Source organism: Haliscomenobacter sp., assembly GCF_965225875.1.
Classification (GTDB): Bacteria; Bacteroidota; Bacteroidia; order Chitinophagales; family Saprospiraceae; genus Haliscomenobacter.
In genome coordinates, this window is the sequence record NZ_CBDDBS010000002.1 from 323,884 (window position 1) to 336,992 (window position 13,109).

A 13,109-nucleotide genomic window follows, 5' to 3' on the forward strand; every position below is an offset into this window, starting at 1 on the left:
GTATGAAAAAGATTTTATCGATTCTGATCATATGCAACGTCTTGTTGATTCAGGCTGTTATGGGGCAAACCAATAGTGCTGCCCAAGGCATGAATTACCAGGCTGTTGCGCGGGATGCCTTTGGTAAGCTACTGGCTAATCAAAATATATCTCTCAAACTTTCTTTTGCTACCAATTCCACTGACAACAAAACATATTACTCTGAAATTCATCAGGTGACTACCGATGAACTTGGTATGTTTAGTCTTGTAATTGGCGAAGGGAAAGAGCAATCTGGTGCAGTCAAAGATATTCCCTGGGCAAGCCAAGCAATCTGGCTCAATGTTGCTTTAGATGCAAGCGGGGGGCGAGAGTTTGCCCTTTTAGGAAGCTCTGAAATGCGTGCGGTACCTTACGCCTTTCATGCACAAACTGCTTCTCAGCTCGTAAATGACGCTACAGCCATTGAACTGCCAACCGAAAAGAACCAGTCAATTTATTGGCATACGGGAGGTAACACTGCGACTCGTCCGGAGACTCATTTTTTAGGTACCCGTGACAATCAGGATCTGGTGGTCAAAACCAACAACACTACCAGGGTCATCTTGACTAAAGAAGGGCAACTGCAAATTTACAGTGGGGTTAAGGGAACAGGTTCTTCTGGAGATGATGAAAACATGGGCAATTACCCGCTTACAGTAGAAGGTAGTGACCAGGGCATTTACATCAAGGTTAATGGTTCTCGGGACAATGACAATAACTTCCTGACCTTCGCCGATGATGAAGGAGTATGGGGGCGCGTGGAAGGTCAAACCCTTGATGAATTGTATGCAACCTCAGAGTATAAAACTCAGGTAGCTTTGTTTACCTTATCTGCGGTTTCTCTCGCAGCTACTGCAGTAGCAACTGCCGCTGAAGCAGCTGGTTTGTATGCTGCAGCTGTAGCCGCCGCCGCAACCATCATCCTGGCTTTTGCCACTCCAGGCTTCACCGCAGCTGCTGTTGCACTTACCGCAAACGCAGTTGTGATTGGTGTTGAGGCAGCAGCTCTCGCTACAGAATGGATTACCTGGGAAAACGACCTTCGGGACAACATTGGAGTAGCCTACGAGTCAGGTGCTGGTGACTATGCGGAATGGCTGGAGCGCGCCAAGGGTGAACCCGACATGCGTTATGGAGATATTGTAGCCGTTAATGGTGGAAAAATTTCCTTGAATACTACTCATGGCTCACATTACATGATCGTATCTCAACGGCCTATTGTGTTGGGCAATGCCCCACAGGCTGATAAGAAAGCTTTTTATGAAAAAGTAGCGTTTATGGGTCAAGTGCCTGTAAAGGTAGTAGGCAAAGTTGATGTGGGAGATTACATCATCCCCTCAGGCAAAAATGATGGTACTGGTATTGCGGTAAAACCATCACAAATGATGATTTCAGACTTTGCTAAAGTAGTAGGTGTTGCCTGGCAAGCTGCCAAAGATGCTCCGCTCAACTATGTAAAGGTAGGCATTGGATTGAATAACAATGATTTGGCTCCCAAAGTGGAAGAAATTTCCAATAAGGTTGACAACATTCTTGCCTACCTTGAAGGTAAAGCTCCACTACAAACAAGTAGTGAATTGAACGCTGGCAAAATGATGGCTACACCCGGAAATGCCAATGTCACTAGCGCACCTTCCGCTAAACTATTGACCGATGAGCAATTTGATCAATTCCTGGACAACAATGCTGAATCCATAAAACAAATTATGGCCCAAACCAAAGCAGAGTTGGCAAGGCAAGGTCGCAATTTCGACAACAACCCACAATTGGAAGCATTTTTGAATGACCCAATTCCTACCATTAAGGAAATGCGGAGAGATCCAAATTATTTAACTCAATGGAGTGTGGTTGATCAGAAGTTTCAGAAGAAGAAATAATCTTTATTCTTGTAGGGTCTCTCCCCTACTCTAACGCCGCCCAAGGGAAACTTTAGGCGGCATTTTTTTTTTGCCCGAAATTCACATTTGCAACCTCAGCGAACCATTTTGCAACCTCAACAAACCATGCTTTTGTTATTCTACACTACTTTTATCGTTGCAATCGTCAAGTGAACCTTTAGCTGTTTCCCCTTTGCTAGTAAGCCTGCTTCTTTGTTCGAAAATAGCCATCCGCCTTTTCGAGCAAAACAATTATTTGCTTGTTTCCAAATCATTTTCTCATGAAGCACAAACTACTCCTTCCCCTTTTAATGGCTTATTGTATAGCTATGGGTATTAAGGCACAAAACGCTGATGCGCAAGGGTTCAATTACCAAGCCGTTGCCCGAGATGCTTCAGGACAAGTTTTGGCCAGGCAAAATATCGCCCTTAGAGTATCCCTTTCCTCCGACGAGATAAATCCCAATAGGTATTATTCAGAAATCCATGACACCAAAACCGACGCGCAGGGTTTGTTCCAATTAACCATTGGCCGAGGCAAAGAGGTGCTGGGCAACTTTGCTAAAGTTCCTTTTTCCAAAGAACAGATTTGGTTGAATATTGAGTTAGATCCCCAAGGAGGCAGAGCCTTTAATTTGGTCAATCGCTCCGAACTCATGTCGGTACCCTACGCCCTCCATGCAGCCACCGCAAGCCAATTGGTGGAAAATGTTGTTGAACTTGAACTCCCCACTGAAAAGAACCAATCCACCTACTGGACCACTGGCGGAAACAGCAATACCCGCCCACCTACCCATTTTTTGGGTACTCGCGACAGTCAAGACCTGGTTTTTAAAACCGACAACACCACCCGCATGATCATCACTGCCGATGGCAGAATCAAAACATTTAGCACCTGTGTCGACAATGGTGATCAGGATACCGCGAGCTACGCCATTCTTGCCCAAGGTTGCAAACAAGGTATTTATATCAAAGTGAATGGCACCCGGGATGGAGACAACAACTTTGTCACCTTCGCCGACGATGAAGGCACTTGGGGGCGCATTGAAGGCCAGACTACCGGGGAGCTATTTACGAGTTTTGACTATTTATTTGAAAACACCGTTTTTGGCATTCGTACCGTTTCAATGGCCACCAACCTCACCGGATTGGCCGGCGAAGTTATTATTGTTGCTGCACAACTCCTTACCATCGCAGAAGCAATACCGATTGGCCTCCAGGCCAAAGCTGTTGACGCCCGTTTTGCATTCCTCATTGCTGAGTGGATTGGCTACAACATCAACAAATTAACCAATGTAGGAGTAACCTACGAATCAGGTGCTGGCGACTATGCGGAATGGTTGGAATGCGCACCAGGGGTCAGAAATCTTTTACCCGCTGAAGTAGTCGGCGTAAAAGGTGGCAAAATCTCCTTAAATACTCAAGATGCCGATCACTTCATGGTGGTATCCACCCGTCCGATTGTGTTGGGCAATATGCAACCCCCAGGCAAGGGGCAAACACATTTTGAAAAAATTGCTTTCCTTGGCCAGGTTCCAGTGCGGGTAATCGGTAAGGTAGCCATTGGCGACTACCTCATTCCATCTGGAAACAATGACGGTTTTGCAATCGCAATTGCTCCTGATAAACTTCCGATTGCAGATCACCGCCGTATAATTGGTGTGGCCTGGGAAGCAGCCAAAGATGCCCCAATCAATGTAATCAAGGCTGCGGTGGGTATACATAGAAACAGTTTTAGCCCCGCAGTGGAGCAATTTGCGGCTGAATTGCAGGAAACAAATCAAAAGGTCGATCAAATCATTGCGTTTTTGGAGGGAAAAACTACTACACTATCCCCTTCCAGCGCAGTTACCGCATCGTCCTCTAAAACCAATACCCAATCTGAGTTACAAAAATTATTTAGCGATGAAGCTTTTGATCAAATCATTGAACAAAATGCTACAATCCTGAATGACTCTTTCAGCCGGATTGCAAAAGAATTGAACTCAAAAGGGTACGACCCTGCTCAGATTCCCTGGTTCCAGCAGTTGCTGCAAAAACCAGTAGACGGGCTAAAACAATTACGTCGAGACCCTAATCTACTATCTCAATGGGGCTTTTTTGACCAACAATTACAAGCTAAAAGGTAGCCCATTCCCAAACTTCGATTCTTTTTGTAGTGCCAAAGCAAAATATCTTATGAAAAAAATCCTACTCCTCTCCTATTTGCTGGTTCTGGGCATAAATGTGAGCAGTGCTCAGTCAAACCAATCCATTGCCCAAGGGATCAATTACCAGGCAGTTGCGCGCAACGCAGAAGGACAATTACTAGCCAATCAAACCATTACCCTCAAAATAGCTTTGTCTTCGAAAAATGGAGCGCAAAAAGAGCATTATGCAGAAATCCACGAAGTACGAACCGATGCACTGGGTTTGTTCCACATTGTCATCGGTCGGGGTAAAGAAATTCAGGGAGTGCTGCAGGAGGTTCCCTGGTCCAAAGAACAAATTTGGATAGACATCAAACTAGATCCTCAGGGTAAGCGAAATTTTACACTGGTGAATAGTGCCGAATTGATGTCGGTACCTTACGCTTTTTATGCCGCCACCGCCTCACAATTGGTAGAAACGGCTACTGAAATCAATTTGCCCCAGGAAAAAAATCAATCCATCTACTGGACAACGAGTGGCAATACCAATACTCGTCCCCCCACTCATTTCCTAGGCACCCGTGATGCCAAAGATCTGGTTTTTAAAACCAACAATGTAACTCGAATGATCATCACCGCAGATGGTTTGATTCGTACCTTTTCCGTATGCGCCGATAATGGGGATCAAGATCCTGAGAGTTATTCAATCGTAGCAGAAGGTTGCAAGCAAGGAGTGTACATCAAAATTGATGGCTCGCGCAGCGGTGACAACAATTTTTTGACCTTTGCAGATGATGAAGACATTTGGGGCCGTGTGGAGGGCCAAACTACGGGAGAGTTGGCCACCAGTTTTGACTATGTTTTTACCAATACCATTTTTACCATCAATACGATTGCGCTTGCTTTGGATGCAGCATCCTTATTTACTGAGGCAGCTGTAGTAGCCGCTCAAATTGTCACCATTGCCGAGGCAGCGCCGATTGCCTTACAAGCAGCCGCTATTACGGCTGAAGGCATTGCCTTGGCAGCAGAACTTATTGCTTACAACATCGAAAAAAACCTTAACGTGGGTGTCACCTACGAATCTGGCTCCGGAGACTACGCTGAATGGTTGGAAAAAGTACCTGGTGAACGTGATCTCAAACCCGGAGAAATTGTTGGGGTAAAAGGAGGGAAAATTTCCCTGAGCACCCAAAATGCAGATCATTACATGGTAGTATCCAACAAACCCATTGTGCTTGGAAACATGCCAACCCAAGGCCAGGAAAGTAAGTTTGAAAAAGTAGCCTTCATGGGACAAGTCCCTGTTCGAATAATTGGCAGGGGCAATATAGGGGATTACATCCTGCCTTCAGGCAATAACGACGGTTTCGCCCTCGCGGTTGCTCCTTCCGCCATGAAAATTGGTGACTATAAACGCATCATTGGCGTAGCCTGGGAATCCGCTGAGGCCAAGCCTCTAAACATTGTCAATGTCGCTGTAGGGATCAACAACCAGGATCTTAGCGGTAAAATGGAAGCACTTCAACAAGAACTAGAGCGTACCAATCAAAAGGTAGCCCAGATTATGGCCTACCTTGAAGGCAAGGCCCCCTCACCTAACCTGGCAACTCAGGATTCTGCCAATCCCCCATCTGTTGTTGCCAACAAAATGCCGAATAGTAAATTTGAAAAACTTTTTTCAGACGCTGAATTTGACCAAATGATTGATCAAAATGCGCCTCAGATCAAGCAATATTATGCGCTGTTGGAAAAATCACTCCTGGAAAAAGGTTATGACCTGAGTAAACAACCCTTTCTCAGCAATTACTTCCATAACCCCATCGAAACCATCAAACAAATTCGCCACGATCCTGCCTATGTTTCACACTGGCACTACGCTGATCAAAAGATAAAAAGTAAAAAATAGCAAGAATGAAACTTCTATTCCTTGCTTCGCCTGGATGCTTGCACTTCCGGGCGATTTTTTTTCTTTTAAGCAGGAAACCTTATTCTAACTCCTCCCCAATCCTCCACATTATATTCTGCTTTTGGTTTTTTTTCCAAATCAAACTATATTTTCAGTATCGATTGAAAACACAACTATTTGACTATCAACTTATTTTGTTTTTTATTTAGACTTCGTACAAATAAATTTATTACAAACCTTTACTTTGCAATACTGTTAATAATTTGAAAATGCTTTGATACTTTTGCTCCTGAATTCCCATTGACACAATTTTGACTGGATAAGTTGCACTCTCCCACGAATAAATTCATGGGTTGTCGGTGCCAATTGTTGCAATGGAAATCACTCAAATACATTTGAACCATGGAAATCCAATTTGATTATATCGCAATTTTGATTCAACTGCTGGTTGCCGGTGGTTTCGTCGTCACTACCATGCTGGCTACCCACATGCTAGGCCCAAAGCGCCATACCGCTCAAAAAGCTGAAGCATTTGAATGTGGCATTGAATCGGTAGGTAACGCTCGTCTGCCTTTTTCCATCAAGTATTTCCTTACTGCCATTCTTTTTGTGTTGTTTGACGTGGAGGTGATCTTCTTTTATCCCTGGGCAGTCAATTTTAAGGAACTGGGTGGTGAAGGCTACTTGAAAATGTTATTGTTCATTGCCCCTCTCTTTTTAGGTTACCTTTATATTTTGAAAAAAGGAGCCCTCAACTGGGAGAAAGGGCAGATGTAATTTTTAAAAACTATCCTGAATTGTGGATGATTCATCATTCATAATTCATCATTCATAATTCATCAATAATGGCTGTTAAACTGGTTGAAAGTCCCGAAGGTCACACCGGACAAGGTTTTTTTGCCACTTCTTTAGATAAAGCCATTGGTCTGGCTCGCGCCAATTCCATTTGGCCCCTTCCTTTCGCTACCTCCTGCTGCGGTATCGAGTTCATGGCTACCATGGGTGCACATTATGATTTGGCCCGTTTTGGCTCTGAACGCCTTAGTTTTTCCCCTCGCCAGGCTGATTTGCTGATGGTAATGGGCACCATTGCTAAAAAAATGGGGCCTGTGCTCAAACAAGTTTACCTGCAAATGGCAGAACCACGTTGGGTCTTGGCAGTTGGTGCATGCGCATCTTCAGGTGGAATTTTTGATACCTACAGCGTTTTGCAGGGTATCGATAAGGTGATTCCGGTCGACGTATATGTTCCTGGTTGCCCTCCTACCCCTGAAGCCATCATCGACGGGGTAATGAAAATTCAGGAATTGGTGAAAAACGAATCTTTGCGCCGCCGCAACAGTGATGAATACCAACAATTGTTGACTTCTTACGGCATTGAATAATCGAAGTCCATTATGACTGCTACCGATATTACCCACGAATCAATTGTGGAAAGACTTTCAGCCCAATTCCCGGGTAAAATTCTTAGCCATGATGAACCATTTGGTTTGCTCTCTTTAAATGTACCACGTGAAGATGTGATCGACATCATCAAATGGCTCAAGGAAGATGCGGCTTTCCAATTCATTTTCCTGACCGATCTTTGTGGCGTACATTTTCCTGAACAAAGCGGGCAGGAGTTGGGCGTCATTTACCATGTGCATAGCTTGGTGCACAACGTTCGTTTGCGCCTGCGGACCTTTTTTCCAGCCAATGATCCAGTAGTGCCTACTGCGACTACCGTTTTTAAAGGGGCAAACTGGATGGAAAGAGAAACCTTTGATTTTTTTGGCATTCAGTTTACCGGGCACCCTGATTTGCGCCGCATCTTGAATGTCGACGACATGGATTATCATCCGATGTTGAAGCAGTATCCATTGGAAGATGGAACCCGCACCGACAAGGACGACAAATATTTCGGCCGCTGATGGATACCTTACAAACCACTCCACCCGGACTCCACGAGGAAAAGCAATACAATACGCTTAACCTGGGTCCTACCCACCCCGCAACGCACGGTATATTCCAAAACGTGCTGCAAATGGATGGCGAATACATTGTATCCGGTGAGGCCACCATTGGCTACATTCACCGTGCCTTTGAAAAATTGGCGGAACACCGGCCTTTTTATCAAATCACCCCGATTACCGACCGACTCAATTATTGCTCAGCCCCCATCAACAATTTGGGTTGGCAGATGACAGTAGAAAAATTGCTTGGCGTGCAAACCCCAAAACGGGTGGATTACATGCGGGTGATCATCATGGAGTTGGCCCGCATCACCGACCACTTGATTTGTAATAGTGTAATCGGGGTAGATACCGGAGCTTTAACAGGCTTCGTGTACGTGTTCCAACAACGGGAGCATGTTTACGAAATTTATGAAGCAATCTGCGGCTCCCGCTTGACTACCAACATGGGCCGCATCGGTGGTTTTGAACGCGACTTTGACGATAACGTGATGCGTCGCATCCGCAAGTTTTTGGACGAATTCCCCAAAGTATGGAAGGAGTTTGAAGGCTTGTTGTCCCGCAACCGAATCTTCATGGATCGGACCATTGGTGTCGGTGGCATCAGCGTGGAAGATGCGCTGAGTTACAGTTTCACTGGGCCCAATTTGCGTGCGGCTGGTTTGGACTACGATGTGCGGGTGATGAACCCCTACTCTTCCTACGAAGATTTCGACTTCATCATTCCCATTGGTCAATCGGGTGATGTATACGATCGTTTCTGCGTGCGCAACGAAGAAATCTGGCAAAGTTTGAGCATTCTTGAGCAAGCCTACGCCAAATTGCAACAAATGCCCAAAGGTGATTATTTCGCCCATGTACCCGAGTTTTACCTGCCTCCAAAGCAGGACGTCTATACCAAAATGGAGGCCCTGATTTGGCACTTCAAAATTGTGATGGGAGAGGTTGATGTCCCCAAAGGTGAAGTATACCACGCAGTGGAAGGTGGTAATGGTGAATTAGGCTTTTACCTCATTAGTGATGGTGGTCGTCAACCCTATCGCTTGCACTTCCGTCGCCCCTGCTTTATTTATTACCAGGCTTTTCCCGAAATGATCAAGGGTTCAATGCTTTCAGACGCCATTCTGACGATGAGTAGCATGAATGTGATTGCGGGTGAATTAGATGCTTAACCAATGATCGAGACAAAAAACATAACTTTTTCACCAGAACGTCTGACCCAGGTTCAAACGCTGATTAAGCGGTATCCTGAAGGAAAGCAGAAATCGGCCATTTTGCCCATTCTGCACCTGGCCCAAAAAGACTTCGGTTGGATCAGTGTAGAAGTGATGGATTATGTAGCTGAGTTGCTCGATATTCAGCACATCGAGGTGTACGAAGTAGCTACTTTTTACACCATGTTCCACGTCAAGCCTGTTGGCAAAAATGTGTTGGAGGTTTGCCGTACCGGCCCTTGTATGCTGGTCGGTTCCGACAACATCGTCAAGTACCTGGAGCAAAAGTTGAACATTCAGGACGGGGAAACTACTCCAGATGGAATGTTCACCATCAAAACAGTGGAATGCCTTGGAGCTTGTGGTTATGGCCCGATGATGCAAGTTGGAGAAAAATACCATGAGTTTTTGACCGAGGAGAAGATTGACCAACTATTGGAGGCCTTCAGACAAAACGCCACACAGCTATGAGTAGGTTGAAAATATTAACCGAGCACATCCATAAACCGGAAATCACCGGAATCGAAGGATACATCAAAAACGGCGGATACCGTGCGGTGGAAAAAGCATTGAAAAAAATGCAACCGGATGAGGTCACCGAAGAAGTAAAAAAATCTGGCTTGCGTGGCCGTGGTGGTGCAGGTTTTCCAACGGGAATGAAGTGGAGCTTTATTTTTAAAGGCTCCGACAAACCTCGTTACCTGCTCTGCAATGCCGACGAATCCGAACCTGGCACTTTTAAGGATAGGCTCTTGATGGAAAAAATCCCTCACCTGCTGGTTGAGGGTATGATTGCTTCCAGTTTTGCATTGGGTGTTCGTACTGCCTACATTTATATACGTGGGGAGTACATGTACATTCTGCACATCCTTCAGCAGGCCATCGATGAAGCTTATGCCAAAGGTTACCTGGGTGAAAACATCCTAGGTACCGGCTATTCGCTAGATTTACACGTCCACCCCGGTGGAGGTGCCTATATCTGTGGTGAAGAAACCGCTTTGATAGAATCGCTGGAAGGCAAGCGGGGCAATCCTCGTATCAAGCCTCCCTTCCCCGCCGTAGAAGGTTTGTGGGGCTGCCCAACCATTGTCAACAACGTTGAAACCATTTGTAAAGTCCCTTTCATCATCAATGAGGGTGGGGAAACCTACGCTAAAATCGGCATCGGAGCAAGCACCGGTACCAAGTTGATTTCAGCTTGTGGCAACATCAACAAACCCGGCGTATACGAAATTGAATTGGGTGTTCCAGTTGAAGAATTCATTTACTCCGACGAATATTGTGGCGGCATCAAAGGAGGGAAACAACTCAAGGCACTCGTGCCAGGTGGTTCGTCCGTCCCCATTCTACCCAATCGCCTGATCACCAAAACGGCCAAAGGCGAACCTCGCCTGATGAGCTACGAATCCTTGTCTGACGGTGGTTTCGCTACTGGCAGTATGCTGGGTTCAGGTGGCTTCATTGTTTTTGACGAAGATCAATGCGTGGTGCGCAATACCTGGAATTTTTCCCGCTTTTACCACCACGAATCTTGCGGCCAGTGTAGCCCCTGCCGTGAAGGTACCGGCTGGATGGAAAAAATCCTGCACCGCCTGGAACACGGTCATGGACGTATGGAAGACATCGACTTGCTGTGGGACGTACAACGCAAAATTGAAGGCAACACCATCTGTCCATTTGGTGATGCCTCGGCATGGCCCGTAGCTGCTGCAATTCGTCACTTCCGTGATGAATTTGAGTGGCACGTCCTCCAGCCTCAGGAAGCAACCCGCCGCAATTACGGGATGGGTCGCTCCGCTGAACCGATTGAACAGGTAACCGCATAAAAAACACCCCATGACTTTAGTCGTGGGATCTCCGCCAACCCACGGATTCATCCGTGGGAGGCACCATAAAAAACAACCCATGGCTTTAGCCGTGGGAGAAACTCACCCCATGGCTTTAGCCGTGGGAGAAACTCACCCCATGGCTTTAGCCGTGGGAGAAACTCACCCCATGACTTTGGTCGTGGGAAAGCGATAAACGAATGCCAAAGGTAACCATCGACAACATCACCATCGACGTACCACCCGGTACCACCATCCTGAATGCAGCCAGGATGATCGGAGAGAATGTGCCACCCGCCATGTGCTACTATTCCAAGCTGAAAGGCAGTGGTGGTAAGTGCCGGGTTTGTTTGGTAAAAGTGACCAAATCTTCGGAGCAGAACCCGAGAGGGATGCCTAAACTGGTAGCCTCCTGCTGTACCCAAATTGCGGATGGGATGGTGGTGGAAAATGTCACATCGCCCGAAGTCATAGAAGCACGGAAGGGTATTGTAGAATTATTGTTAATCAACCACCCTCTGGACTGCCCAGTTTGTGACCAAGCGGGCGAATGCCATTTGCAGGACCTTTCCTACGAGCATGGTGCTGCTACTACCCGCTACGATTTTGGTCGCAGAACATTCGATAAAATTGACATTGGTCCCTATATTCAGTTGCACATGACCCGTTGCATCCTGTGCTATCGCTGCGTATACACTGCTGATCAATTGACCAATGAACGTCGTCACGGGGTCATCAATCGTGGAGATGCTGCCGAAATCAGCACTTATATCCAAAATGTCATCGACAATGATTTCTCTGGCAACGTCATTGACGTATGTCCAGTGGGAGCATTGACCGATAAAACCTTCCGTTTCAAAAGCCGGGTATGGTTCACCAAGCCAATGAACGCCCATCGCCATTGCGACAAGTGTAGTGGCAAAGTTACCTTGTGGTTTCAGGGTGAAGAAGTATTGCGGGTAACCGGAAGGAAAGACAAATATGGTGAAGTAGATGAGTTCATCTGCAACACCTGCCGCTTTGAAACTAAGCAAAAATCAGACTGGGTGATTGAAGGCCCACGCCGAATCGATACCCATTCGGTCATTGCCCAAAATCATTTGCCTTACGAATTGGATGTTGTTCATCCTCAAATTGAAGCAGCGCAATGATACTAGCATCTGTAATAACCTTCAAGCTACTTCTGGCAGTGATCCTGTTTGTGATCACCCTGGGCATTGCCGCTTATAGCACTTATTTTGAGCGCAAAGTTGCGGCATTTATGCAGGACCGGATCGGCCCCAACCGGGCTGGCCCTCTGGGATTGTTGCAACCCATTGCCGACGGGGTCAAAATGATCTTTAAGGAAGAGCACCGTCCAACGGGTTCAAACCGCATCTTGTTTATTCTTGGCCCTAGCATTGCGATGTTGACGGCCTTGATGACCAGTGCGGTGATTCCCTGGAGTCCAAAATACTTCGAGATCGGGGGACAAAAATATGCCCTGCAAATTGCAGACATCAATGTCGGGATTCTTTACATTTTTGGTATTGTTTCTCTGGGTGTTTATGGCATTTTGATTGGAGGATGGTCTTCCAACAACAAGTATTCTCTGCTGGGTGCCGTACGCGCCTCTTCTCAAATGATCAGTTATGAATTGGCGATGGGATTGTCCATCATCCCAATCATTCTGGGGAGTGAATCTTTGCAGTTGAGTGCAATTGTTGAATCTCAGCATGAAATTTGGAATGTATTCAAATATCCCTTTGGTTTTTTGATCTTCCTGATCTGTGCTTTTGCCGAAACCAACCGGACACCCTTTGATCTTCCAGAATGTGAAACCGAATTGGTAGGTGGTTACCACACCGAATACACCAGTATGAAATTGGGTTTCTTCCTGTTTTCAGAATACGTCAACATGTTCGCGTCTTCGGCAGTGATTTCAACCCTGTTTTTTGGTGGCTACCACTTCCCGGGCATGAGTTTGTTGCCTGCTGGTATTGCGGTACTGGTAGGTGTGGCGGTACTTTTTGCCAAAATCGTCTTTTTCATTTTCTTTTTCATGTGGATTCGTTGGACGATTCCACGTTTCCGCTACGACCAACTCATGCGTTTGGGTTGGCAGGTACTGATGCCCCTGGCTATTTTGTTGGTGGTCGTTTATGGTGCAATTTTTAGTTTCATCTAAGCAAAACGGGTAAA

Annotated in this window: 11 protein-coding genes; all 11 read left to right on the plus strand. The window is 46.1% G+C overall.

Annotated features, from left to right (window positions below):
• Nucleotides 1-2: 2 nt before the first annotated feature.
• The 11 genes from ACO08K_RS04330 to nuoH all read left to right on the plus strand — a co-directional run bounded on the left by ACO08K_RS04330 (nt 3) and on the right by nuoH (nt 13,095).
• Entirely contained in the window at nt 3-1,898 is a 1,896-nt protein-coding gene (locus ACO08K_RS04330; RefSeq protein ID WP_421795171.1) for a hypothetical protein, read from the plus strand.
• Between the two features lie 281 nt (nt 1,899-2,179).
• Nucleotides 2,180-4,027 (plus strand): hypothetical protein, encoded by a 1,848-nt coding sequence (locus ACO08K_RS04335; protein WP_421795172.1) that lies wholly within the window; start codon nt 2,180-2,182, stop codon nt 4,025-4,027.
• Between the two features lie 49 nt (nt 4,028-4,076).
• Nucleotides 4,077-5,936, plus strand: coding sequence for a hypothetical protein (locus tag ACO08K_RS04340; RefSeq protein WP_421795173.1), 1,860 nt, complete (start codon nt 4,077-4,079; stop codon nt 5,934-5,936).
• A gap of 402 nt (nt 5,937-6,338) precedes the next feature.
• Nucleotides 6,339-6,713 carry an NADH-quinone oxidoreductase subunit A gene (locus ACO08K_RS04345; protein WP_421795174.1) on the plus strand — a complete coding sequence of 125 codons (375 nt, stop codon included), beginning with the start codon at nt 6,339-6,341 and terminating at the stop codon, nt 6,711-6,713.
• A gap of 68 nt (nt 6,714-6,781) precedes the next feature.
• Entirely contained in the window at nt 6,782-7,321 is a 540-nt protein-coding gene (locus ACO08K_RS04350) for an NADH-quinone oxidoreductase subunit B (protein WP_421795175.1), read from the plus strand.
• A 12-nt stretch (nt 7,322-7,333) separates the two neighbouring features.
• Complete coding sequence (locus tag ACO08K_RS04355; RefSeq protein ID WP_421795176.1) at nt 7,334-7,846, plus strand: NADH-quinone oxidoreductase subunit C; 513 nt, start codon at nt 7,334-7,336, stop codon at nt 7,844-7,846.
• Nucleotides 7,846-9,060, plus strand: a complete 1,215-nt coding sequence (locus ACO08K_RS04360) for an NADH-quinone oxidoreductase subunit D (protein WP_421795177.1) — start codon at nt 7,846-7,848, stop codon at nt 9,058-9,060. The genes ACO08K_RS04355 and ACO08K_RS04360 overlap by 1 nt, the downstream gene beginning before the upstream one ends.
• A gap of 3 nt (nt 9,061-9,063) precedes the next feature.
• The gene (gene nuoE / locus ACO08K_RS04365) at nt 9,064-9,573 is read left to right on the plus strand and encodes an NADH-quinone oxidoreductase subunit NuoE (RefSeq protein ID WP_421795178.1); all 510 of its coding nucleotides are present in this window, start codon (nt 9,064-9,066) and stop codon (nt 9,571-9,573) included.
• Nucleotides 9,570-10,928 (plus strand): NADH-quinone oxidoreductase subunit NuoF, encoded by a 1,359-nt coding sequence (nuoF, locus tag ACO08K_RS04370; RefSeq protein ID WP_421795179.1) that lies wholly within the window; start codon nt 9,570-9,572, stop codon nt 10,926-10,928. Before nuoE ends, nuoF begins: the two co-directional genes overlap by 4 nt.
• 200 nt (nt 10,929-11,128) lie before the next feature.
• Nucleotides 11,129-12,079: a 2Fe-2S iron-sulfur cluster-binding protein gene (locus tag ACO08K_RS04375; RefSeq protein WP_421795180.1), complete on the plus strand. Its 951-nt coding sequence runs from the start codon at nt 11,129-11,131 to the stop codon at nt 12,077-12,079.
• Complete coding sequence (gene nuoH, locus ACO08K_RS04380; RefSeq protein WP_421795181.1) at nt 12,076-13,095, plus strand: NADH-quinone oxidoreductase subunit NuoH; 1,020 nt, start codon at nt 12,076-12,078, stop codon at nt 13,093-13,095. Before ACO08K_RS04375 ends, nuoH begins: the two co-directional genes overlap by 4 nt.
• Nucleotides 13,096-13,109 lie beyond the last annotated feature (14 nt).